The organism is Thalassospira mesophila, from assembly GCF_002115755.1.
GTDB classification, from domain to species: Bacteria; Pseudomonadota; Alphaproteobacteria; order Rhodospirillales; family Thalassospiraceae; genus Thalassospira; species Thalassospira mesophila.
Genome location: NZ_JFKA01000014.1, coordinates 47,207 through 72,329 on the forward strand (window position 1 = coordinate 47,207; position 25,123 = coordinate 72,329).

The 25,123-nt window shown below is 53.3% G+C and carries 18 protein-coding genes and 1 tRNA gene; 9 read left to right on the forward strand and 10 right to left on the reverse strand.

Annotation, left to right across the window (positions count from 1 at the left end):
• The first annotated feature begins 73 nt into the window (after window positions 1-73).
• Window positions 74-847 carry a DeoR/GlpR family DNA-binding transcription regulator gene (locus tag TMES_RS19850; protein WP_085585828.1) on the forward strand — a complete coding sequence of 258 codons (774 nt, stop codon included), beginning with the start codon at window positions 74-76 and terminating at the stop codon, window positions 845-847.
• 23 nt (window positions 848-870) lie between these two features.
• Here TMES_RS19850 and TMES_RS19855 read toward each other — a convergent pair whose 3' ends face one another.
• From TMES_RS19855 to TMES_RS19865, 3 genes are all read right to left on the reverse strand, one after another.
• A complete protein-coding gene (locus tag TMES_RS19855) occupies window positions 871-1,650 on the reverse strand; it encodes a class II glutamine amidotransferase (RefSeq protein WP_085585830.1) in 780 nt (259 codons plus the stop codon).
• Window positions 1,651-1,828: 178 nt separating this feature from the next.
• Window positions 1,829-4,027, reverse strand: a complete 2,199-nt coding sequence (locus TMES_RS19860; protein WP_085585832.1) for a lysylphosphatidylglycerol synthase transmembrane domain-containing protein — start codon at window positions 4,025-4,027, stop codon at window positions 1,829-1,831.
• Between the two features lie 482 nt (window positions 4,028-4,509).
• The gene (locus TMES_RS19865) at window positions 4,510-5,580 is read right to left on the reverse strand and encodes a class I SAM-dependent methyltransferase (protein ID WP_211275971.1); all 1,071 of its coding nucleotides are present in this window, start codon (window positions 5,578-5,580) and stop codon (window positions 4,510-4,512) included.
• 12 nt (window positions 5,581-5,592) lie between these two features.
• On the opposite strand from TMES_RS19865, the gene TMES_RS19870 reads away from it, so the two are divergent.
• A tRNA-Thr gene (locus tag TMES_RS19870) sits at window positions 5,593-5,668 on the forward strand.
• 516 nt (window positions 5,669-6,184) lie between these two features.
• Entirely contained in the window at window positions 6,185-7,351 is a 1,167-nt protein-coding gene (locus tag TMES_RS19875; protein ID WP_143589747.1) for an RNA polymerase sigma factor, read from the forward strand.
• Between the two features lie 132 nt (window positions 7,352-7,483).
• On the opposite strand, the gene TMES_RS19880 is transcribed toward TMES_RS19875, so the two are convergent.
• From TMES_RS19880 to TMES_RS19890, 3 genes are all read right to left on the reverse strand, one after another.
• Window positions 7,484-8,788, reverse strand: coding sequence for an adenylate/guanylate cyclase domain-containing protein (locus TMES_RS19880; protein WP_085585836.1), 1,305 nt, complete (start codon window positions 8,786-8,788; stop codon window positions 7,484-7,486).
• Between the two features lie 146 nt (window positions 8,789-8,934).
• Window positions 8,935-10,602: an ATP-binding protein gene (locus TMES_RS19885; protein ID WP_245835524.1), complete on the reverse strand. Its 1,668-nt coding sequence runs from the start codon at window positions 10,600-10,602 to the stop codon at window positions 8,935-8,937.
• Window positions 10,599-11,324, reverse strand: a complete 726-nt coding sequence (locus TMES_RS19890; RefSeq protein ID WP_085585838.1) for a response regulator — start codon at window positions 11,322-11,324, stop codon at window positions 10,599-10,601. Before TMES_RS19890 ends, TMES_RS19885 begins: the two co-directional genes overlap by 4 nt.
• A gap of 208 nt (window positions 11,325-11,532) precedes the next feature.
• Here TMES_RS19890 and TMES_RS19895 point away from each other — a divergent pair, with 208 nt between their 5' ends.
• Both TMES_RS19895 and TMES_RS19905 read left to right on the forward strand, forming a co-directional pair.
• On the forward strand, window positions 11,533-12,249 hold the full coding sequence (locus TMES_RS19895) for a hypothetical protein (protein ID WP_085585840.1): 717 nt from the start codon (window positions 11,533-11,535) through the stop codon (window positions 12,247-12,249).
• A gap of 254 nt (window positions 12,250-12,503) precedes the next feature.
• The gene (locus tag TMES_RS19905; RefSeq protein ID WP_085585844.1) at window positions 12,504-12,983 is read left to right on the forward strand and encodes a GNAT family acetyltransferase; all 480 of its coding nucleotides are present in this window, start codon (window positions 12,504-12,506) and stop codon (window positions 12,981-12,983) included.
• A gap of 85 nt (window positions 12,984-13,068) precedes the next feature.
• On the opposite strand, the gene TMES_RS19910 is transcribed toward TMES_RS19905, so the two are convergent.
• The 3 genes from TMES_RS19910 to asnB form a co-directional block, all read right to left on the reverse strand.
• Window positions 13,069-14,946 carry a Na/Pi cotransporter family protein gene (locus TMES_RS19910; protein ID WP_158091280.1) on the reverse strand — a complete coding sequence of 626 codons (1,878 nt, stop codon included), beginning with the start codon at window positions 14,944-14,946 and terminating at the stop codon, window positions 13,069-13,071.
• Window positions 14,947-15,071: 125 nt separating this feature from the next.
• On the reverse strand, window positions 15,072-16,646 hold the full coding sequence (gene glpD, locus TMES_RS19915; RefSeq protein ID WP_085585848.1) for a glycerol-3-phosphate dehydrogenase: 1,575 nt from the start codon (window positions 16,644-16,646) through the stop codon (window positions 15,072-15,074).
• A 341-nt stretch (window positions 16,647-16,987) separates the two neighbouring features.
• Window positions 16,988-18,928, reverse strand: a complete 1,941-nt coding sequence (asnB, locus tag TMES_RS19920; RefSeq protein WP_085585850.1) for an asparagine synthase (glutamine-hydrolyzing) — start codon at window positions 18,926-18,928, stop codon at window positions 16,988-16,990.
• A 142-nt stretch (window positions 18,929-19,070) separates the two neighbouring features.
• On the opposite strand from asnB, the gene TMES_RS19925 reads away from it, so the two are divergent.
• A complete protein-coding gene (locus TMES_RS19925) occupies window positions 19,071-19,577 on the forward strand; it encodes an Lrp/AsnC family transcriptional regulator (protein WP_085585852.1) in 507 nt (168 codons plus the stop codon).
• 58 nt (window positions 19,578-19,635) lie between these two features.
• On the opposite strand, the gene TMES_RS19930 is transcribed toward TMES_RS19925, so the two are convergent.
• A complete protein-coding gene (locus tag TMES_RS19930; RefSeq protein WP_085585854.1) occupies window positions 19,636-21,870 on the reverse strand; it encodes a TonB-dependent siderophore receptor in 2,235 nt (744 codons plus the stop codon).
• A gap of 285 nt (window positions 21,871-22,155) precedes the next feature.
• Between TMES_RS19930 and TMES_RS19935 the strand changes: the two genes are divergently transcribed.
• From TMES_RS19935 to TMES_RS19945, 3 genes are read left to right on the forward strand one after another with little or no spacing between them, the layout of a single operon-like run.
• The gene (locus TMES_RS19935; protein ID WP_085585856.1) at window positions 22,156-22,986 is read left to right on the forward strand and encodes an ABC transporter ATP-binding protein; all 831 of its coding nucleotides are present in this window, start codon (window positions 22,156-22,158) and stop codon (window positions 22,984-22,986) included.
• The gene (locus tag TMES_RS19940; protein ID WP_085585858.1) at window positions 22,976-24,004 is read left to right on the forward strand and encodes a FecCD family ABC transporter permease; all 1,029 of its coding nucleotides are present in this window, start codon (window positions 22,976-22,978) and stop codon (window positions 24,002-24,004) included. The genes TMES_RS19935 and TMES_RS19940 overlap by 11 nt, the downstream gene beginning before the upstream one ends.
• The gene (locus TMES_RS19945) at window positions 24,001-25,116 is read left to right on the forward strand and encodes a FecCD family ABC transporter permease (RefSeq protein ID WP_085585860.1); all 1,116 of its coding nucleotides are present in this window, start codon (window positions 24,001-24,003) and stop codon (window positions 25,114-25,116) included. Before TMES_RS19940 ends, TMES_RS19945 begins: the two co-directional genes overlap by 4 nt.
• The last annotated feature ends 7 nt before the right edge of the window (window positions 25,117-25,123 follow it).

The following is a 25,123-nucleotide window of genomic DNA, read 5'->3' on the forward strand; positions in this document are numbered from 1 at the left end:
GCGATTTTTACATCGCTATAATCACGGGCAAGCGAAATGGAAACTTTCGTGCGAAAATAGAAAAGGTATTTTGATGCCCCGTCCCGTGCCAATTGAAAACCGCCGCGACCGTATTGTATCGCTGGTCAAATCCTGTGGCTTCATGGCTGTCGAGGAACTGGCACACCGGTTTGACGTTTCTGTTCAAACCATCCGCACCGACCTTCGCGATTTACAAGAACAGGGCCGCATTTTTCGCCGCCACGGCAAGGCCGGGCCCGCCCCGGTGCCCGATAATACCAGCTATGAAAAACGCGAGGTCTGGAACCGCGATGGCAAACGCGCCCTTGCCGCCAAACTGACCAGCATGATCCCCGAAGGCTGCACCATTGCCATTGGCACCGGCACCACCGCCGAACTGGCCGCGCACAGCCTGACCCGGCACCGCAACTTAACCGTGTTAACCAACAATTTGCACGTGGTGCTTACCATGCAAAACGCGCCGGGTGTCACCTTGCGGCTGGCGGGTGGCACTATCCGTACCCGCGATCTCGATGTAATCGGGGCGGACAGTGCCGAATTTTTCGGCTGTTACCGTGCCGACTTTGGCATTGTCAGCGTTGGCGGCATGGGCCCCGATGGCGATTTGATGGATTTCAACATGGACGAAGTGCGCGCAAGACGGGCCCTGGTGCAATGCTGCGACCATGCCATTTTGCTGGTCGATGAACGCAAAATGGGCCGCAAGGCCCTGTGCCGCGATGGCCATGCCAGCGACTTTAACACGGTTATCCTAAACGCCGCCCCGTCCGACATGCTGCAAAAAAGGCTGGTACAAAACCGCACCAGCCTGATTGTTGCGTCATAATTCAAATACCGGGCACGTCCGCTTCAGGCGCAGGCTTCCAGCATCATATCCTTGGAAATGGTCAGATCGCGCGAAACATGCAGGCTTTGATTACGATCCAGCGCAATCCAGCTCGCACTTTCAGCATCCAGTGGCTCGGATACCACAATCACCTGATTGCCCCGTTTGCGATAATACAGCGACGGCGGCTTGTCATCGCTGGCATAGCGCACTGCACACAGGCTTTCCCCGTCGCTTAAACAGGCGGTAAAGCGAAATGCAGCTTTAATGTCGTGGCGGCGCATGGCGGCTTCGACTGTTTCAATTGCCTTGCGAATGGCGCGATGAGCATCAAGCTCCAGCCCAAAACTGAGCATCAGATAAAAGATCAGTTCGCTGTCTGTCGTGCCTTGGCGCGAACAATAATATTTATCGTCAATCAGGGCTTCAAGTTCGCGGCGCACCAGTTTGTAATCGCCGATCTGGCCGTTATGCATAAACAGATATTTGTCATAGGCAAACGGATGGCAGTTGGACCGGCTGGTGCCGGTGCCGGTGGAGGCGCGCACATGGGCAAAAAACAGACCGGATTCAATATTATGCGCCAGCGATTGCAAATTCGCGTCATTCCAGGCGGGCAAAATTTCGCGGTACAGGCCGGGTGTGTGACGGTCCCCGTACCAGCCAATACCAAAACCATCGCCATTGGTCGGGGTCTTGGCTTCCTCGGCATGCAGGCTTTGCGCAACAAGGGAATGTTTGGGTTCAAAAACCAGACTGTCGAGGTAAACAGGATCCCCGATATAGCTTAGCCAGCGGCACATATAGTTATTCTCCCCGATTTTTGCCCAACACGGCCAGTATCAGGCGCCTATCTATGCCGCCAAACTACAGCGCGGTCAATGTTCTATAACGCTTCAAACCTGAATTGCCCGCATGGCTGATATGATAGCAATCGTCAGTTTTTATTCCGGGAAAGCCGCAAACCAACATCGTTGCAAATTAGGAATGAGATAGCTGATTGACCTGTTTACGCATCACAAATGGCCGAGCAAGAAAAATACCTAGCATCAACCAAAAGACACGCTGATACATTAGCTCGTGCGCCATCCCCATAATTGCAGCATTCCCCAATAGCAACAAAAACCCGCAAAGATAGGGGTCTGTTCGCCACTTCATCCCCCAAAAGGTACGTACCCCCAGAATAAGCGGCGGGAGAAATATAACGGTAAAACCGAACAGTCCGGCCTCGGCCAAAATCCATAAAAATGAATTATGAATTATAAGGGCGCGTTCAGCGAGGGGGAGTGCCAGTTCCGATTGACTTTTGTAAAATGCTCCAAGACCCGCACCAAAAATCGGGTGGGCAACAAACATTTTCCACCCCTCGATCATGCTTATAATTCTGTCGTTCTGAACAATCGCAAAATCATTCGGACGCGCAACAATATCCCCCCTGCCAAGCCCGAAACCAGAAATAATATTAAGAAGGTCAGTTGCCCCATACAGAAATAAAACGCACAACACTGCGCAGACAAGCGCCTGTAGCGTCTTCTTTTTATTGACGGCAAAAAACATCACGGCAAAAAAAGCGGCCGAACCAAACGCAGCCCGAGATGCTGTTAAATAAATGACAGCAAAAAACATTCCCGGAACAAGTGCTTCTTTCCATGCCCTCATTCCCGCAGATGAATTTGAGCCAAGGAACAAAAACGGCAACGGCAACACAGATAATAAGAAAAATGCATAACTGTTTGGATTAGCAAGAAAACCCGCCCACCGCGGACTGGCCCAGTTCAACGACATAAGAACAGTTTGATCAAAATTAACCCGTAAAAACCACTCAAAGACAATGATTACAATTAACGCCGAACCGACCGATTTCGCAGCCGCCCGCGCCCCGAACTCGCCCCATAACGCCGTTAAAAAAGCACCAACAATAATGTAAGAAAATAAAATACCAACCCCAAGCAGGCGATTATATAATGCCCATGCCAAGTATCCGAAATCAAAGTAACCAATTAGATAGCTGATAGCGATCACAAATGCCGAGCCAAAAAGCCACCAGTTTACCCCTGCATTACTCCATATCGAACGCCAGGAACGCCGCTGGATGACAACAAAGACAAAAGTCATACCGGCAACAATAGCCAATGGATCAGCCAAATTAACAGTCAGCTTTCCCGCTGAGATTGGCACAGGTAATTGAACCATCATCAGAACAAGAACAACAGGCGCAACCACCCATGAAAGTAACAAAATCAAGCGGCGACTGTAGCCGCTGCTTGCCTCCACATGCACTGACAGATCTTTCTTTTCAGGGGCAAGACCTTTAAGAACCCAGACGACACAAAAATTCAGAGCCAGCGCAACAAGTGTCAGCAATCCGACCCCGATGCCTGCCCCAACCCCCAAAGCCGAAGAAATATTTGCCGCCCGAAAAGCAAACCCGGCAGAAACTTCACGGACACCCCAGCCACCAAAACTTATTGGAAAGGATGCTCCTAACATCGTAAGCAAAGCAGCAAACACGGCTTTCGCGGTTAAAACTTTCAGGCCTGCCATGCCCACAATCAAAGAAAGATATGCCCCAAGCATCAGAGTGTGCATCAAGACAATAATAAGTATGATAGCAACAAATCCGCGCCCAAATCCGCTGGAAAACACGAGTTTCAACTCGGACTTTTGTCTCTTTTTTAGAAAGAAAATATAAAAAATACCCATACTTAGCACGACGAACAAAATCATCGATAAAAGCATTACACCAGGTGCATAATCAAAACTCACTTTCCCGAGAACAAAAAAAGCTGCAGAAATTGATGCGATCACTAAAACGGCCAGCGAAAAAACGCGTTCCAATGCGGTAACAATTACTGAAGACTCTGCATCCGAGATACCTTTTACAAGAAGGGTGCGAGATATGCTTTGCCCGAAAAAATTAAAAAACGCCATCCCTGCGAGTATTGAATATATATTTACAGTATGTGCGCGGCGAAATCCTATGTTTTGACCAAACATCCTCAGGAATATCTCGAATCTGAGGCTGCTTAAAACTTGATTTAAAAACAATAATAAAAGTGAGGTACCGATCCAGGAAATGTTTATTTTTGAAATATAGTAAAAAGATTGTTCGACATCCACAAAAAATAAAACTGCGGACACTGACAATATTACAACAAAAATTTTAAAAAATAGATTCAAAAATCACCTTTGAAAATCAACATATGAAACATTATTAAAATAAAAATTTGAACCAAATTTGAGTGATTTTTCAACATTTCCCTTATCGATAGATTTAATATAAATTGCCGATCAAAAATTTACATACAACGGAACAGCCTGCACAACAACTTGAATCTTATTGAGCTGACCTCAACACTAATGCTTGAAATACAGGCAAAAAATTCGCAACAAATTGTGCGAAGCTAAAAAGACAAACATAGCGACACAGCATACGCTTCATTTGCACTCAAGAATACGAATCACCCTGCAATGATGCCACACGTCTATACCACAGATTATTGTCAAGAGATGTGGTGGAATCGGAGTCCCGGCCAAGCGATAGCGAGAACAACACAAGGAAAAAACAGCACAAAGGACAGACATTACAAACAAAACAGTTCTTTTTATCCATTTCATACGAAGCATTCGAAGCCAACCAGAAAAGAGCAGCCATTTCGTTTTCATCGCACCTTCTGAACCTCCCGTCCTGCTGCGCCGGTGTCAAACCAGCCCCGGCCCACCACCGCCCAAACCCGGTGCGGGATCGACAACACATCATCGGGAAAATACGTTGCTAACAATTGACCATGTTCAGCATCAAACGCAGCCACACGTTCGTCACTCAAACTGGCGGCGACACCAGCACTTGCCCGAATGCGTCCGCGCCACTGATCGGGGGAATAGGGTACATTAACATCAAAACTGAATGTTTCCAGATTGCCAAAACCGCCTTGGGCCAGGCCTTGCAACCAGCGCGGATAAAATCCGGCTCCTCCGGCCATCGGCCAGGCCGGATTATACTGCAAAATCAGTTTTTCTGTTGCTGCCACCACATTTCCTGGCAAGGGAAGCCAATCAAAATGGCAAATTACGATGGTACCGCCCGGCAATAAAACCCGACGAATTTCCCTTGTCGCCATAACCGGGTCAAACCAGTGCCAGCATTGACCTGCGACCACGACATCCATGCTCTTATCCGTGAGCGGGATATCCTCGGCTGCGCCGGTTTTATAGTCGACCTCTATCCCGGCGTCGTGATCAAGCCTTTTGGCTTCCGCCATCATCGCATCCACAACGTCAATGCCCGTCACGATGCATCCGGCCTTGGCAAACTGGCGCGCCAGCGAGCCGGTTCCTGTGCCAATATCAAGCAGTCTTTGCCCGGAAATCCCAACATTGAACGGCTGCAACCGCACCAGTAATTCGGGAGGAAAACCAGCCCGAAAACTTCCGTAATCCTGCGCTGTTCTGCTAAAATCCGCTGCAAATGCCATTTTGCCCCGCCCTTGTGATGCCTGATTAAAATAAACGGCATGAATATGCTTGGCAATATTAACGCCATTGGCCTGCCAGCAGACATGCTGACCACGTAATCGCCCGCATATTCCAGCCTTGGGTTGCGTGTGTTGCATGCGGGCAAAGGTTAGAACCGCGTCGCGATTGGCCGTTGCGCCAACAATCGCGCCTTCAATGAAGAAAACACAAATAAAGCACTTGCCAAGCAGGCATATTGTCCGTATTTTCCGCGCCACAAATCGATTTGTGCTGGTGTAGCTCAGCTGGTAGAGCGACGCATTCGTAATGCGTAGGCCGTAGGTTCAAATCCTATCACCAGCACCACCAAAACCCCGGTTGCTTCGGCAAGCGGGGTTTTGTGATTCCAGCCCCGTTTTCACAAATTCTGTGCTATCGCGTCTTCTTGCATATTGCCAGCCATGCGCGCCCGCAGCCTGCCTGGCAATGATAATGGCCCCTGACATGATCACGGCAGGCAGTGGTCCCTGCCGGACATGGCGCACGCCTTGCCCGTTATCGCGCGATGTCAAAATTGCAGTGCAAATTATGTGAGCATATTCACGGCCCGCACTCGAACTGTTCGGGATTGGGGCCACACCGCCTTACGCGACGACCACAACCCAAAAGAGAGTCGCACCACACCAACGTGTCTGCTTTCGTCGACAGAGAGAAACCCCCGAAAGAACCGCCTTTTAGCCTACCTTGTGAAAATATCGCCTTAAAACACAACCTAAGCTAGAAAAATAGAAAAAATATCACAATCCAGATTCCACCACGTCATAATTGAAGACAAATACAGCAAGCAACTTTTAGTTGTATTTTATTCAGGGGAGATTCGTGGTGGGCGACATTAACCGAAATAATTTTCTTGTAACCTTGACGGAGAACGAAACAGCCTTTGCACATGCCTTGCAAGATGCACTGGCAAAAGCCCTTGCGGATCAGGATGCAAAGGTAACCTCGATCTGGGCGCATCTGGAAGCCGCACGCCGCGCCCGACTGGCACAGGAATTTGTTGCCGGGGTCAGCTTCCATGCTACCAATCATTTTGGGGCCACCTCGTCAGAGGCATCCTCTCCGGTCCCGGATAGCATCCCCCTTTCGTCCTTTCTGCCCGGGGCAAGCAGCGCCTTGCCAAACGGACCTGCAAGCCAGCCAGTTTCACCTGACAGTCCGACTGATACATTCGCCCCGCCCCGCGACATTGCCTCAACGCCCGCCCAGGACGGCACCCGTTACACTGGAAAAACCGGCAAACCCAACAACGTCACAGAAGCGACGGGCGACCGTTCGTCGGCCCCACGACACTCCCACTCTGCATATTCCGCCCGCCAACAGCCCGCACACCCGGCTTCCCTTCCGTCTCATCGGGCGCCGGCCCCAGAAGTCGGCTTTGGTCCAAACGCGGCAAAGGCGCAGTCTGCAAACGCCGCATTCACCGCCTCTCCCGATCCCGATTATGCGCCCTTTGACGCACGAAACACACTGGCCCCCAATTTCTGGCCCCTCTGGATTGACCAACAGGACTGCCTTATGCGCCAATGCCTAAAACTGATGTCAGGAAATATGGACGATGCACAGGACGCCCTGTCAGAAGCCATGGTCAAGGCATCGGTCAAGTTCGAGGAATCGATGCATGACATTCGCAACCATCGCGCGTGGTTGTCGCGTATTGTTCACAATGCCTGCATTGACCTGCATCGCCAGAACAGACGCAAGGCCGAGTACCATGAAGAGGCCCACAGCACAGCCGACGATGCCATGCCGGCTATCACATATCGCGACGTCGCCACCCCCGAGCAAAATGCCCTGACCGGCGAAATGTTTGCCAAGCTCGACACGGCGCTGGCGAACCTGCCGGAAAAACTGCGTCGTCCGCTATTGATGCGCTGCGTTTACGACCAAAGCTATGACGAGATCGCAAAACATCTGGGTTTAAGCAACTGCGCCGTCCGCAAACGAGTACAACTGGCGCGCGACCAGTTACGTGGATGCGAAATTCGTTAATTGTAAAAACACACAGAACCTTAAAAACAACCCCGGACACAAAACATGTGTCCGGGGTTAATCATTGCAGATATACCATTTGATAACAGCGCCGTGCAAAACACATCCGCCACAAACTGCCACAGCAAAAGCCTAGCTGGCGCGCAGCAATTCCAGGCGCTGGCAAGCTTCGCTAAAATCCGGGGCATACAGGGTCACGCGCGTGCCCGTTCCCTGCAATTCATATTCGCCGATATTTTCTGTCGGGCAGGAAATATATTTGGCAACCGGTGCGCTCACCAAAACCCGCTTGCCCAGCTGTTTGGTCAGTTTTTCAATCCGCGATGCCTCATTGGCGGCGCGGCCAACCACGGTAAAATCAACCCGTTCCTTAACCCCGACATTGCCATAAACAACATCGCCCACATGCATGCCCAGGCCATAATCAAATTCGGGCAGGCCCTGTTCTTCGCGGCCACGGTTAAGGTTTTCGATATTCATCTGCACTTCGGCCGCGGCATAAACGGCGGCATGGCAAGCCTGTTCAAGGTCGCCTTCATCATCGCGGATCGGGAAAATTGCCAGTGTTGCGTCACCAATATAGCGTAACACCTGCCCGCCATGCGCCAGAACCGCGCCCGCCGTTGCAGCAAAAAAGCTGTTCATCTGTTCAAGAAACGCATCATCGCCCACATGGGCCGCCATCGCAGTTGAATTGCGCATATCGGAAAACCAGATCACCGCCCGTGTTTTGGTGCTGTCGCCCAGTTTAATCTGCCCGTTGCGCACGCGGTGCCCGGCATCCGATCCCAGATAGGTTTCCAGAATGGTTTTGGTTTCGTCATGCATGATACGCATTTTGCACGTCACGGCGAAACGGCGCTGAATGGCGGAAAGAATGGCAAGGTCTTCGTCGGTAAAACCACTGGGGCGGCTGGTCAGATAGGTCATAAAAATGCGGTTTTCGCCCAGTTCGCTGTCGCGATCGGTGACAAAAGGTGTGACCAATGCCAGATAATCGGTGCCGCTAAGCTCACGGAACGATTTTAAAACCGGAAAATCAAGGATGGCACCCGGACCAATCAAATGGCGGCGTAAAAACGTCACACCATTGTCGATCATCCATTTCATCGGGCTTTCAACCCATTCAGGATTGTTTTCACGCACCCCCAAATGAAACGACCGCTCAACCTGCCCTGTCGGCTTTGACCAGATATAACTGACCCCTTCATACAGCGGATGCAGGGTTTTAAAGCCAACCATCACCCGGTCAATCGGCAAACCCGCGGCAACAAGGCGCGACACCATACCGGAAATGACTTCGTCAACATCGGTATCCTGAAGCGCACTTTCCATCAGCCAGTCATTGACCGAGCGTACAAACCCGCCCCCCGAAAGGGCAGAATTTGTGCCCGGCAAGGAAGTGACATTACCAAACTGCTTGTTTTGCTGCGCCATTGGCACGCTCCGTCCTGTATATTTTCATTTTTGTTACACCGCTTAAATGGTCGAAACGCCATAAAGCGCAATCACAAATTCAAAAAAGAATGGCAGCCATGCAGAACCGGAAAGCCCGATCACGGCAATTTGGCAAAATACCGCCTTCAGGCATGCGCCAAAACCGGGGCTGGCAAATACACACGCGCGCGCAAGCCCCCTTGCTCTGCATCTTCAAGGTATATTTCACCACCATGCGCCCGAATGGCCGTGCGCGCAATTGCCAATCCCAGGCCAATGCCGCCGGTTTCCTTGTTGCGTGATGCTTCCAGCCTAAAAAACGGTTCAAACACGCGGTCGCGTTGATCAGCAGGAATGCCGGGCCCGTCGTCGCACACATCGATCCATAATCCACCGTCATCTGCACCCGCAACCGATACAAAAACATTGCCGCCATACGCCAGCCCGTTGGCCAGCAGATTACTTAGCGCACGCTTGATCGACAGTGGGCGGCAGGCATAGGAAAAATGCTCAACCCCGGTTTCAAATGTCACCGGGTGCCCGGTTTCCTCCAGATCGGCACAGCATGCCTCGACCAACGCTACAACGTCGATCTTGCGGGTTTTCTCGTCGGCGGTTTCTTCGCGGGCAAATGTCATTGCGGCAGCCACCATTTGCTCCATCTCGTTTAAGGTTTCGATAATTTTACGCCGGTTTTCCGGGTCTTCGACAAATTCGGCCCGCAAACGCAGACTGGTTATCGGGGTGCGCAAATCATGCGAGATCGCGGCCAGCATCCGGGTGCGGTCCTGAACAAAGCGTTTCAACCGCGCGGTCATCTGGTTAAAGGCGCGGGCGGCATGGCGAATTTCCAACGGGCCGTTTTCCGCCACCGGTTCGGGGAAATCCCCCCGCCCCACCCGGTCGGCGGCCACTGCCAGCGCCTTCCACGGCCGGGTAATGCGCCGGGCCACGAAAAACGCAATAATGCCAATCAACACCGCCGATAAAACCACCCGCATGATGCTTTGAAATACCACCCATGGCGGGGCGGCAAAATTATTGATCCGCGCATCAAGCCAGATGGTCGGGCTGACAATGGTGGCGTCAGAAACAATGTCATCATCCGCATCGACAGCACCATCCACCGTGCCACCAGATTGGGCCACAACAAGGGGAGAGCCATTTTGCACCTCTGCCGCCGACGCATTAGCAGGGCCTCCAACCGGGCCTTCATTGGGCAACCCGGTGCCAGCATCCTCGGCCAGCAGGCCATAAATCGGCACAGCAACCCCCATCACTGGCGGGCCATCGCAAGAAATATTGCTAAAAAAGCGGTGAAATTTCAGTTTTTTATAATCGTGTTCGTCCTTGTCGGTTTTGGCCGATTTCTCGTATCGGGCTTCGCTCTCGCTCATGCGCTGATGTTCGCGATGCCGTTCCTGGCGACAATCGCTTACAGACAAAAAGCTGACATGGGCAGCAACCGGCGGATTGCCAAGGGCAGCATTGACCCGTTCGGACAACAAACGGGTTACGTCCGTTTGTTCATTGTAAATGACGGGGTTTGTCAGCAACCGCAGTTGAAATTGCGGGCTTTGCGCCACACGCAACACATCGCGCCAGTTTTCGCGCGGCGTTGTTGCCAATATGCGCGAAATTGCCGCCACCCGCGACAATGCCCCGCCGCGCCGTTCGGACAACACGGCATCGTGGCGTTCTTCGGCCAGCAACACCGCCAGCACAACATGAGTAAGAATAACCGCACCCAACAACAGGGCGATAAGCTGTGCCGCCAGACTTTGCGGCCACAGGCGAAATAACACCCGCTTCATTGCGACACCGCATCCACGGTCAGCATATAGCCCCCGCCCCATACGGTTTTAATAATCACCGGGTTTTTCGGGTCCGGCTCAATTTTTTTGCGCAGGCGGCTTACCTGGTTATCAATGCTGCGATCAAACGGGGCTGCTTCGCGGCCCTTGGTAATATCAAGCAACTGATCACGGGTTAACACCATGCGCGGATGTTCAACAAAGGCATTAAGCAGGGCAAATTCCCCGGCACTAAGCGGCATCACCATATCGTCGTCATTGCGCAATTCGTGGCGGTTGCGGTCCAGTATCCAGCGATCAAAACACACCTCGCCGCCTGCCAGGGGCCGTTTGCGCCCGGTGGGCAGGCTTTGTGCGCGGCGCAACACCGCCTTGATCCGGGCCAGCAATTCACGCGGGTTAAACGGCTTGGCCAAATAATCATCAGCACCCATTTCAAGGCCAATGATGCGGTCGGTTTCCTCGCCAAGGGCGGTTAACATTACCACAGGCATATCATGGCTTTCGCGCAGCCATCGGCACAGGCTTAGCCCGTCTTCGCCCGGCATCATCAAATCAAGCACCACCAGATCGGGCATAATTTCATCGGCCAGCAATTTGCGCATTTCCTTGCCATCGGCGGCAAGGGTGACCCGATAGCCATGCTGGCGCAAATAACGACCAATCAGGTCGCGAATATCGCGGTGATCATCAACGACCAGAATATGTGCTGTATCTGTCATCCGCTTTGTCTCGCTGTTGGGGGCATCATTTCAGGCAAACTTAACGCAGGAAGCCTGCCAACAATAACCGCCAATTTGTATCAGACTGTCGCAAAGCCGGGCCTTGCGACAGTCTGCGACCATTTTACCCGTTTACCGGGATCATTTCGCGACATTTATCGGGTTAGATGGCTTCGTCAAACGGTTCCCCCAACGTGACGAGGATAACATGAAAACAACCCGTAAACTGATGATGACCGCCGCCGTTCTTGCTTTCACCCTGGGTGTAATCCCCACAGCATCGGCACTGGCACAAAGCCGCCCCGATGATATGCGCAGCGAAATGCACGACGGCATGCGCGGTGATTGCCAGGGCGGTAAATTTCATCATGGCAATTTTGACCAAAAAAAAGACGGGTTCGGCGGCCATCACGGCATGATGAAAGCCATGAAGCGCGACACCCCGCTTTCCGTGGACGAAGCCCGTTTGCTGATCGACGCCATGTTGCTGCGCCACGCCAATACCGACCTTAAAACCGGCGCAGTTGATGCCAGCAAGGATGGCAAACAGATTGTGCTGGGTTTGGTCAACGCCAACGGCGACCTTGTGAAAAACATTACGCTGGATGCCTTTACCGGTCGCCCGGACCGGGGCGAGTTTCGCGAATTGCGCCACATGATGGGCAAACCCGACCGCAAGGACCGCTTTAACAACAAATACAGCACCGCGCAGATGGAAACCCTGACCAAAGCCATGATCCTGATGCGCGGCAAGGGCGAGCTTGTGCTGAGCAAAATGGCCGAAACCGACCGTGGCACCTATATCGCAACCATTACCAACAAGGCCGGCGATGTTGTGCGCGAAGTTGAACTTAGTCGCGTTACCGCCCGCCCGATCGATGGTCACCCGGCATTTGCCCGCGAGGGCGCACCGAAAAAGATGTAATCGCCCGGTTTGATTTTATAAAAAAGAACCGCAACAACACCTTGCCATTCTTCACCCGGACCTTCCCCCTCCGCTTTGCCCGTAAGGTGTGCATGGTTCTTTTTCGTCCGGCGTATCAACCCCAACCGATATGACAAACCGGACAAACTGGTGGCCCTGCTTTATGCAGGGCCATTCTTTTTGCCGTCCTGTCCCAAGAATAATTGACGCTTGTGAAATTTCGGACAATTCTTTCTTTTTAGAAGGATCGCCCCATGACTGTTTCCGAAATTTCGGCCCACCCCAGAACCGCCCTGCTAGACGACATTCCCGCAATTACAACGCTTTGGCAGGAAACAAACCTGTATCGCCCCTATAACCCGCCCGCGTGGGATATTTCCTTTGCGATTAGTTCGGATAACGCAACCCTGCTGGTATGGGAGGATGTAAATGGCGTTATCATTGGCACTGTCATGATGGGCCATGACGGGCATCGGGGCTGGGTTTATTATATGGCGGTTGCCCCTGGCCACCAGAAAACCGGGCTGGGGCGCCGTTTGATGCGTCAGGCTGAAAACTGGCTGCGCGAACACGGCGTGTGGCGGATGCAGCTTATGGTGCGTTCCCAAAATGGCACCGTGCAGGATTTTTACCGCCATCTGGGTTATCGCGCGCTGGATGTAACGGTGATGCAAAAAGACATCGACACCGCCCCGGCCGAGCGTGGCGCTCCGTTTGAACCGCCCGCGAACTAACCTGTCATACCCTGCCAGACATGCGACATTGTGAACCTGTAAAAAACGCAGCGGGCGCCAAATATTGCGCCCGCTTTTGTCTTTTTTATTCGGCGGCCTCAGCACTGCTGGTAGCAGCGGGTTCAGAAAGGCCGTTTTTATTTTCCGCCAGATGCAATGCATTGCGCGCAATCCGCCGGGTTCGGGTAAACAGGCGGTGAATGCGTTCAATCACAGAAATTTCCAGCCGATACAGTTTTACATCTTCCTCGCTGCTGCCGACTTTTTCCGCAATCAACAACTGCATATGATCCAGCCGGGCGCTAAAGGCGGCTTTACCCGCAATCAGGGCTTCGGCACGGGGGCCGTCTTCGTCGGCCAAGGCATGCAGGGCGGCTTGCAAGGCGGTTTCGGCATCGCGAAACAAGGTCACAAGGCCATCGGTTGTTTCGCTATCGGGTTCGCGGCCCAGCCGGGTTAACCGGGTTAAAAGGTCGGCCAGTTCTTCGCTTACAATATCGCCAATGGCTTCAAGGTTGTTGGCAACGGCCACCAGTTCTTCCAGCCGGGCACGGTCGACCGGGGCGGCGTCTTCGTGACGCAGGCGCACGGCATAGGCAACAATGGCTTCTTGCAGTCCGTCAACGCCGTCATCCTGTTCGACAATGCCTTGCAAGTGCCGGGGATCATGATGCAACAGGCAATGGCGGCCTTGCCGCGCCATATCACGCACAATATCGCCCATATGCAAAACTTCCTGCTTCATGACCGCCAATGCCGCTGCCGGGGTGTTTATCATATCGTTATTCAAATATTTTGGTTGCGCATCCAGGGCCAGGTCCGGTCCCGCACGGTCTGGCACAATTTTCCGGATCAAGCGTGCCATCAGGGGGACGGTGCCAATCATAAGCACCACGTTTAAAATGTTAAAAATACTGTGTGCATTGGCAATTTGCCGGGCAATATCCTCGTGCCCGATGCCACCGGCAATTGCCCCGGCATGGTCCGAGGTAATATCGCGCACGATATCGGCCAAAAGCGGAATAAGCGGCAACCAGATCAAAACGCCAATGACGTTAAACGCCACATGGGCGACGGCAGTGCGCAGGGCATCGCGGTTTTTGCCAATTGTGCCCAAAAGTGCCGTAACACAGGTGCCAATATTAGCCCCGAATATCAGGGCAATACCGGTATCAAGCGATAACAGCCCCTGTCCGGCCAGCACAATGATAATACCCGTGGTTGCCGCACTTGATTGCACCAGGGCGGTAAACAGGGCGGCGATGGCGATACCCAGGACCGGGTTGGTCATTTGTGCCATGGTGGTGATGAACGGGGCGTAATGGCGCAACGGCTCCATCGCGTCGCCCATCATGCCCATGCCAAAAAACAACAGGCCAAGGCCCAGAACGGCACGGCCCAACTGGGCCCAGCGTTCGATCCGAATAAAAAACATCGCCGCAAACCCCGCCGCAATCAGCACCGGGGCAATTTCGTTAATTTGAAAGGCAATGATTTGTGCGGTTAAGGTACTGCCAACATTGGCCCCCATAATCACCGCGATAGATTGTTGCAGGGTCATTAACCCGGCGGACACAAACCCCACCACCAGCACCGTCGTCACCGAGGATGATTGCAAAAGTGCCGTAATAACCGCACCAGACGCCACAGCGACAAAGCGGTTGCGGGTCATTTTGCCCAAAAACAACCGCAGTTTCGACCCGGCCAGCACACGCAACGCCCCGGCCAGATGGTCCATGCCATATAAAAACAGCGCCAGCCCACCCAACAGCTGAACCACCATCCAGCCCTTGCGCAAGGTTTCGCCACCGGCGGCGGCCCCGTCATTCGCCGCAATTGCACCAGGTGCCATTTGGGCAAAGGCCTCGGCGACAAAATGCGGGGCAATGGCAAAGCCGCAGACCAGAAATAACGCACACCAGCTCAGATAGCGGATCGAGGACTTGAATGGCTTGAAACGCATATGAAACATCCGCAAAACAAAATCAGCCCCCAATCTATAGACGAGGTTTGCTGTTTTGGTTGGAATAGATCAAACACAACGCGAAATATATTTGCCAAGCCGGCATTTATAAATCCGACGTCCGCCTATTGGGCCGCGCTAACCGCCTTGTCACGCTGTTGCAACCGTTGGCGAAGACGCGCAACGTCATCGGCACTTAACCGCAACCCCAGCTTGGAACGCCGCCAAATCACATCTTCCACATCATGCGCCCATTCCTGATCGATCAGATAGCGCAATTCGGCCTCATACAGATCATGACCAAAACATTGGCCCAAATCATCCAGCGTCCGGGCATCTGCAAGAATAACCGTTATTTTGCTGCCATAGGCCCGCAACAAACGGTGCAGCATGGTTTTGGGCAACCACGGAAAACGCTGGCCGTAATGATCAAGCGCCGCATCAAACCCGCCGGGTAAATCACCACCGGGCAACACTGCAGTTTCCGTCCAGGCAACATCGTCGCGGTTAAGGTTTTTGCAAATGATCTGCAAGGCATGTTCGGCCAGCTTGCGATAGGTGGTTATTTTGCCGCCAAAAATGTTCAAAAGCGGCGCTTTGCCGTGCCCGTCATCAAGCTTCAGGGTGTAATCGCGCGATACTTTCGACGCGTTTTCGCTTTCGCCACCATAAAGCGGACGCACCCCGGAATAGGTCCAGACAACGGTTTCGGGTGTCACCGGCTTTTTGAAATAACTGGTCGCCAGCTCGCACAGATAGGCGGTTTCGTCTTCGGTGATTTTCACCTTGGATGGGTCGCCTTTGTAATCAATATCGGTGGTGCCGATCAGGGTGAAATCGCCCTGATAAGGTATGGCAAAAACAATCCGGCCATCGGGGTTTTGAAAAATATAACATTTATCGTGATCAAACAGCTTGGGCACCACAATGTGACTGCCCTTGACCAAACGGATCGAGGCCGTTTTTTGCGCATCCACCACACCATTTTGCGGGTCAATCAGCGATGCACACCACGGCCCGGCCGCATTCACCAGCATTTTACCGCGCACAACCCGGCTAACGCCGCTATCTTTGTTGCGCAAGGTAACGTCCCACCCGGTCGCATGGCGCGCCGCCCCCACGCATTCGGTGCGGGTTAAAATTTCAGCACCCCGGTCACGCGCATCCATCGCGTTTAAAACCACCAGCCGCGCATCATCAACCCAGCAGTCGGAATAAACAAACCCCTTGCGCAAATCGCCCTTTAACGGCTGCCCGGCCACGTGGGTTGCCAAATTAATACCTTTGCTGCCCGGCAGTTTTTTGCGCCCGCCCAAATGGTCATATAAAAACAGGCCCAGCCTTATCATCCATGTTGGCCGCAAGCCCGGCACATGGGGCAAAACAAAGCGCAACGGCCATATAATGTGCGGCGCATTGCCCCACAAAACTTCGCGTTCTTTAAGCGCTTCGCGCACCAGCCGAAATTCGTAATGTTCCAGATACCGCAAGCCGCCATGAATAAGTTTGGTGCTGGCAGATGATGTCGCGCTGGCAAGGTCGTTCATTTCACACAGCAACACGCGCAAGCCCCGACCGACGGCGTCACGGGCAATACCGGTGCCGTTAATGCCGCCACCAATCACCACAAGGTCGTAATCGCCGCCTGATACGGGCTGATTTTCAATTGCTGAACCGGGTTGCTGCGCCGTGCGTGACATTGCCTTGACCTTGCTAATTTTTCCGAATGAACGTTATTTAGTTCATTTTCGAACATTTTTCAAGACGAGGATTATGACATTTTGCAAGCTGATGCCGAAACCCCCGGCGCAACACGGGCATTTCATACATCCAAGCGCAACATCCGCCGTCGGAGAGCAATGAATTGAGCCACAAGCGCGCACGGCACACGCCCTGAGCCGCTTATCCCAAACGGCTGCCGTGAAAGAAAATGTAATATTTCGAAAATATTCTTGGGAAATGCCACGCGTCACCGGCAGAGGATATCCCCCACATCCAGCCACCGAGAAAATATCCATCCAGCCCGATGGAAGCCCGCCCGCTATTGCCAGCGTTGCTGCCAGGCCGACAACATCAGGATCGACCATAAACGGTGCGCATTATTAGTGGCCCCGGCCTGATGGTCTTTCATCGCTCGGTCGATAACCCTCCGGTCCAGCCCGAAATCATCATAAAGGGCGGGCCGTGCCAGCAAATCATTGGCCCAGTCGCGCAACGGCCCGCGCAACCACGCGGCTAACGGCACACCAAACCCGGTTTTGGGCCGGTTGATCAGGTCGTCGGGCACGTATTTTTGCAATATCCGGCGCAGGGCAATTTTTCCCACCCCGTCGTCGATTTTTAAATGCGCAGGCAAACGCCAGCCAAATTCAATCACGCGATGATCGATCAAAGGCACACGCACCTCAAGCGATGCCGCCATCGATGCCCGGTCCACCTTTGTCAGCACATCATCGACCATATACATCATGGTATCCATGATCTGCATCGATGACACATAATCAAGGCTGCGGTTGCGCGAAAACTTCTCGCCCGGCACATGGAAAACTGCCGGGTTTTCATCACCACGGCCCCCCGGCCGCACCGTTTGCGGGTCCCATAATTCCAGCAGGGCAACATAGCGGTCGATATCATTGCCAATTGCCAGAAGCGGCGCGACCTTGTGAATTTTATCGCCAATCGTCCTGGCTTTGCCGCCAACCGGTAAAACCGAACACACCCGGTCCCACTGGCGCGGTGATAGCAGGGTTAAGGCGCTGGCAATCTGCTGCGCGCCAAACGGGATCGATTTTGCCGTTTTTGCCAGGTTTTTGGCCCATAAATAGCGATTATATCCGCCAAATGTTTCATCACCGCCATCGCCCGACAGGGCCACGGTGACTTCCTTTCGCGTTAATGTCGACATTAGCGCTGTGGGTATGCCCGAACTGTCAAAAAACGGTTCGTCATACATATCGGCCAGCTTGGGCACGATCTTAAGGGCATCATCGGCGCTTACATAAAGCTCGGTATGATCAGTCCCCAGATGTTTTGCCACCGCCCCGGCAAAGGCCGCCTCGTTAAAGGCTTCGTCTTCAAACCCGATGGAATAGGTTTTCACCGGGCGATCCGATACCGACTGCATCAGGGCAACAATGGTCGATGAATCAATTCCGCCCGATAAAAATGCGCCTAGTGGCACATCGGCCACCATCCGGCGTTGCACAGCATCGCGCAGCAAATCTTCCAGCGCGTTGATCGCGCTGTCATCATCGCCTGCCCAACGGTTATTGCGGCCATTTAAAACCACATCTTCCATCGACCAATAGACGGAATCGCGCATTTGCCCTTCGGCATCAATTTCGATCATATGGCCGGGGCGCAATTGCCGGGTTTTACGATAAATCGACTGGCCCGATGGCACATAGCCAAAGCGCAAATAATTATCCAGCGCCCCGCTATCCACATCACGCGGACACACCCCGCCTGCCACCAGTGCTTTTAATTCCGATGCAAAACCAAATTTGCCGTCATGATGGGTCCAGTAAAGCGGTTTAATGCCCAATCGGTCGCGGATCATGGTTAATTTGCGGTTTTGCCGGTCCCACAACACAATGGCAAACATGCCAATCAGCAATTTCAGGGTTTCCGCAATGCCCCAATGGGCAAAACCCTCCAATATCACTTCGCTGTCGGAATGGCCGCGCCAGGCAATGTTGTGGCGGGCCAGTTTGGCGCGCAGATCCTCGGCATTATAAATTTCGCCATTATACACCATCACATAACGGCCATCGGCGGAATGCATGGGCTGTTTGCCCGCATCGCTTAAATCAATAATCGCCAGGCGCCGTTGGCCCAGGGCAATTGCGGCGGCATCATCTATCCACACATCGCCGCCATCGGGGCCACGATGCAACAAGGCGTTGTTCATGGCGGCAACCGTGTCGCCAAGGCTGCCTTGTGCTGTCTGCTTTGGTATCCACAGGCCGGTAATGCCGCACATTTAAATGCCCCTGATGCCCTGATCAAATTGCCCGCGATAAGTGCCGCTTTTCGGGTCTGCTCCGGTAATAGCGAACGCCAGCGTGCGCGACAATGGAAATCAGTAACTTTTCTTTCACGCCCAGTTACGGCATAAACAGGGAATGTTGAAACTTGACCGTATTTTCATCCGCATTTTGCAGGTATTGCAAACCAATGGCCGGATATCGAACCTCGATTTATCCGAGGCGGTAAATCTGTCGCCATCGCCTTGCCTGGAACGGGTGCGCAAGCTTGAAGAAAACGGCATGATTTCGCAATATATCGCCGATATCGACCTTGATAAAATCGGCGCGAATTTGCATGTGATGGCCGAGGTCACGTTGGGCAGCCATCTGGTTGAAGATTTCAAACAGTTTGAAGCCGCCCTTGCCGAGGTCGACGAGGTTATTTCGTGTTATAAAATCGCCGGGCCGTTTGATTACAGCCTTGATATGATCTGCCGCGACATTCCGCATTTCAACAGCATCAAGGAAAAGCTGATCAAAGACAGCATCGGCATCGAAACCTTTCGCGGCCATATTGTCATGGAACGCACCAAAAGTTTCGCGGGCTACCCGCTAGACAGTTTAACCGCCCCCACCCCATTGCGCGGTGTGCTGTCTGATTAAACCAGCCTGAACAAACAGCCCGAAAGCCGTTCGCTCAGGTTAGTATTTATTACCGAATTTAGAAATCCACCTTCACGCTCAGCACCGCGTTAAACGGCTCGCCAATCTGGTTAGACAGGCTGTTCGACCCGATCGATGATGTGTAATAAACCTTATCGAAAATGTTTTTTAGGTTAAGCTGGAAGGTAACCGGGCGCGCGGCATTGACAGTATAGGCCGCAAACAAATCGGCGGTGGCGTATCCCGGCAAATCATAGCTGTTATCGTTATCGCCCGGGCGTTTGCCAACGGTGCGAACACCGCCGCCCGCGCGGAACTTGCTGGCACCGGGAACCGCATTTTCAAAATCATAGGCCACATAAAGCGACCCGGTATGGCGCGCTACGTTTGGCAGGCGTTTGCCCTTATAATCGGGGTCTTCCATAATCCGGGTGTCGGTAAAGCCATAGCTGGCAATCACGTCGAGATGCTCGGTCACGGCACCGGCCAAATCAACCTCCACCCCGCGCGCACGCACCAAACCAGCCGCCTTGACCACGGTTTCGCCGCCCACAACTTCGGAATAGGCAACGTTTTGCTTTTCGCTGGTATAAAGCGCGATGTTTGATGTCAGCCCGTCGGCGATTTGCAATTTGGTGCCAACTTCGTATGCCACACCTTCTTCAGGCGCAATATCGCCCACATAACTGCCGATGGATGATTGCGGGCGGAATGTTTTCGCCGCATTGGTGTAAAACGACACATCCGGTGTCAGTTTATAAACAATCCCGCCATTGGGAATAACTTCATGGCCATAACGTTCGGTATTGGTTTTAAACGGGCGGCCCTTGCCCGCCAGCATGTCGTAATATTGAAACCGCAACCCGCCAACCAAAATCCACTGGTCATTCAAATGCAGGGAATCCTGCCCGTAAAACGAAACGGTAGACAATTTTTCGGTCTGGTCGCTATCGGCTGCCGAAACATTACTACAGGCTGGTAAAGTGCCATAAACCGGGTCGTAAATGTTAAACCCGCCGGTATTGCTACACCGGATCAAATCGGTGCGCAGTGTATCGCTGTTATCATAGGATGATCCGAACAGGATATCGTTCTGAAGCCCGCCAATATCGGCCTTGCCGGTTACATCAACGCGGGCGGAATGCTGAATAATGGTGGAGCCCTGCGTCGCATCGGCCCGCCGCACCAGATTACCGGTTGCCGGGTCATAGGACCGCAGGCGCGCCTGATTATCGGAATATTCATTGCGACTATAACCATAATCAAACCCGATATTCCAGCCATCGCCAAGGTCATGGTCAACATCAAGCTGGACAGTATCGGATTTGCCATCGGTGATGTTATAGGCTTCATCAAACCGGGTTTTCGGGTCCACCGCCACGGCGTTGCCGGTATTGGGGTCAAACACTGTGCCCCGGTCAAACGGCACACTGTATGTTTCATGAAAATAAGACAGGGTAACGTCGGTATCATCGCCCTGCCAGCGCAGCGACGGGGCGATCTGATCGTGTTTTATTTCGCCAAAATTACGCCAGTAATCGGTTTTTTCATGCTCGCCCAGCAAACGGAACGACAAGGGCGATCCTTCGGCGACCGGCCCTGTCACATCAAACCCGGCAGTGCCACCGCCAAAACTTGAAACACTGCCATAAACATTGCCGCCAAATTCGTCTTGCGGTTTTTTGGTAATCACGTTGATCATGCCGCCGGGATCAAGAATGCCATATAGCGACGATGCTGGACCCTTTAAAACTTCAACCCGGTCGGTGGTAATGTTAAAGCTGCGCGGCAAGGATGATTTCAAACCGTTGGTCAGGATCGACCCGTCACGGTTGCTGCCAAAACCACGACGAATAAGCGCATCTTGCGTCGCGCCCAGCGTATTGGTTTGGGTAACACCGCTTACATTGGCAAGGGCATCGTCAAGCGACCGTGCGCGCTGGTCTTCAATCACCTGCGAGCTGACCACATTTACCGCCTGCGGCACATCAATCAGCGGCGTTTCCATCCGGGTTGCCGTTGTTGTGGCGACAGGCTGATACCCCTGCACTTCGCGGGCTTTTGCTGTCATTTCCCGGTCGGCGGTAACCGTGACCGGGGCCAGTGTTACGCCGTCCCCGGCCCCCGCCGCATCGCCAGCAGCAACAGCGCCTTTCTCTGCCTGCGTATTTTGTGGTTTTGGCACGGCATCATCGGCCTGTGCCGCGTGCCCCGCCGTCAAACTGCCAATCGATGCCGCAACCAGCGTTGCCCGACATAACCGATGATATTTCTGTTGATATTTCTGTTTCATGCTCCGCCCTCACTTCGGGATATCCCGAAACCCCATATGCTGATAATGAGAGTGGTTATCATTGTCATTTTTGTAGTAGTCAAACTTCTATAATCGCCCCAAACTACCATCAGGCATCTTTTTCACCCGAACCAACGGAGTCCATCAGCAAAAAAGTCGCACAAAAGTGCCAATTTCATTAAAAACACCCCGCGAACAAAAAAACTTCATCGCTGTTTTCTTGACTACTACAAACGCAAATGTTTCTCATTCGCCTTGATTGTCCTGCATGTATAAAGAACCCAGATGCCCCAGATTGAGCCAAAACACACCCGACACCCTTTGCTGACGCAAAATTTGTGCCTCAGCTTTGGCGACAGTGCCGTTTTACACGACATATCAATCGAGATTCCTCAAAACCGGTTAACGGTTTTGCTGGGGCCTAACGGGTCGGGCAAGTCAACATTGTTAGGGGCCATGTCGCGGTTAAACCGCCCGTTTCGCGGCATCACGTATTTAAACGGCAAGGATATTGCCACCCAGCACACCCGCGATATCGCCCGCAAGCTGGGCATTTTGCCCCAGTCCCCGCTGCTGCCTGCCAATATGACGGTCTATGACCTGGTATCGCGCGGGCGGTTTCCGCATCAGGGGATGTTTGCGCACTGGACCAGCGCAGATGAAAACGCCGTGATCCGCGCGCTTGAAATTACCGGCACGCTGGAATTTTCAAACCGCGCAGTTGAAACGCTTTCCGGCGGGCAACGCCAGCGCTGTTTTATCGCCATGGCCCTGGCACAAGAAACCGACATCATCTTGTTTGACGAACCAACAACCTATCTTGATTTGCGCTATCAGGTCGAGGTGATGGAGCTTATTTCACAACTTGGCACACAGCATGGACGGACAATTGTTGCCGTGCTGCATGATTTAAACTTCGCGCTGCAATATGCCGATTACCTGGTTTTCCTAAAAAACGGGCGCATTCACCAACCCGCAACCTTGCCGCAAGACTGCACCGCCGAGCTGATCACGGCGGTTTTTGAAACCCCGGTCACCAAACTGACCAATCCCGTTTCCGGTCTGCCGGTTTTCCTGCCGCTACGCAAACAGGGCGGCTTAAAAAATGTCGGTTAGTGTGACATCTGCCTCAAGGTCCGCGTGGCCCTTTCCGGTTTTATTGCTGGCACTGGTCGCATTTACGGGCATTTGCGCCTGCCTGTATCTTATGCTCGGCCCCCGCACGATCAATTTCGCCACCATTCTTAACGCCATCACATCCTATGACAGCGGCAATTTCGATCATCGGGTGCTGGTTGATATTCGCCTACCCCGCTTGCTGGCCGCAATTATTGCCGGGGCCAATCTCGGCCTGTCGGGGATGCTGTTACAGGGCCTGTTGCGCAACCCGCTGGCCGAACCGCACATTCTGGGCCTTAATGCCGGGGCCAGTCTGGCCGTTGTCCTAACGCTGGCCTTGCCTACAGCATCACTTGCCGCCTTGGCCCCTTTGCGCCCGTTTACCGCCGCTTTGGGCGGCTTTGTCGTCTTTTCTATCACTGTGCTTTTTTCATCCGCCGGGCGCGGCGGCCTGACGCTGCTGAAGGTCACGTTTTGCGGCATTGCCTTTTCGGCACTGGCATCGTCGTTAACCACTGCGATTTTGTTGCTGGATGAAGAAACACTGCAAAAAATTCGCCTGTGGCTGGTTGGGGATCTGGCCGGGGTCACACTTCATATGCTTTATGCCAGCCTTGCCCCGTCTGCTTTGGCGCTGGTTCTGGCCGTTTTTATCGCCCCGCGCCTGAACGTTCTTGAACTGGGCGATGCTGTTGCCACCGGTCTGGGCATTTCCATCCGCCAAATCCGCTTTTTAACCATTTTGGCGGCAGCATTATGTGCGGGCAGTGCGGTTTCCCTTGTCGGCCCTATCGGTTTTGTCGGGCTGATTGTGCCCAATCTGGTGCGCTATCAAAATGGCAATGATTACCGGCAAGCCGTGCCGCTTACCCTCATCTCGGGTGCAACCCTGCTTATTCTAGCCGATCTGGTGGCCCGCATGGTGTTGCTACCCCACGAAATTCCAACCGGCATTGCAACGGCGCTGATCGGTGTTCCGGTCTTTATCATGATGGTGTTAAGGACAAGCCGATGACAAACAACCTCCCCGGCATTCCCGCCGCCAGCCTCGGCATCACCTCTGCCTACGCCAGTGCCACGGCCCCCCATGCCACCGGCCATATCCGCATCGCGTGGCGCAACCGGCTGGTTGTGTTTCGCCTGCGTCCTGTGTGTGTTGCCTCATTTCTGGTTTTCGCATTGCTGGCCCTTGCCATCACATCGCTGCTGCTGGGAAGCTACCCGACCCGCATTAAAGACATTATGGCACTGATTTCCAGCGGTCATGACAGCCCGGCCCACACACAGGCAATTTTAATCTCGCTTCGCATCCCGCGTATTTTACTGGCAGCACTGTGCGGGGCGATGCTGGGCCTTGCAGGGTCTGCCATGCAATCCTTTACCCGTAACGGGCTGGCCGACCCGGGATTAATCGGTGTGCGCGAAGGCAGCATCTTTGCCGTTCTGATCACAATCCTGTTTTTACCCGCGGTACCGTTATTTTTGCGCCCCGTTATCGGCATGACCGGCGGCTTGGCCATTGCCGGGCTGGCGATTATCATTGCCCGGTCGGTCGCGCATTTGCGGTTTGTTCTGGTGGGTATTGGCCTGTCATGGTTGCTGGCATCGGCCATTGCCATGCTGCTCGTCACACAAGATAGCCAAACCGCGCAAACCGCCCTGGCCTGGATTGCGGGCAGCCTGTCTTCGGCGTCGTGGGATTTTTTCCCCGTTGCGCTGTTTTTTACCGCAATTTCCGCCCTCGCCCTGTTCGCCACGGCACGATCTGCCGACATTGCCCTTCTGGGGGAAAAGGCCGCCATCGGCCTCGGCAGCAACTTGAAACTTACCGCCATGATCCAGCTTGTTGCAGCGGCCGTGCTATCGGCAACCTGTGTGGCAACCGTTGGCGGCATTGGCTTTATCGGGCTCATTGCGCCACATCTGGCGCGGTTATCAACCGGGCAATCTCGCCAGTTCTCAGTCCTGTTTAACAGCGCCATTTGGGGGGCGTTACTGTTGTTGTGCGCCGATACCATTGGCCGGGTGGCGTTTTTGCCCCTGCAACTGCCTGCCGGTGTGGTGCTGGCGGTTATAGGTGTGCCGGTTCTTTTGGGTTTGCTGTGGAAACAGCGCCATCAGCTTTAGGAAAACA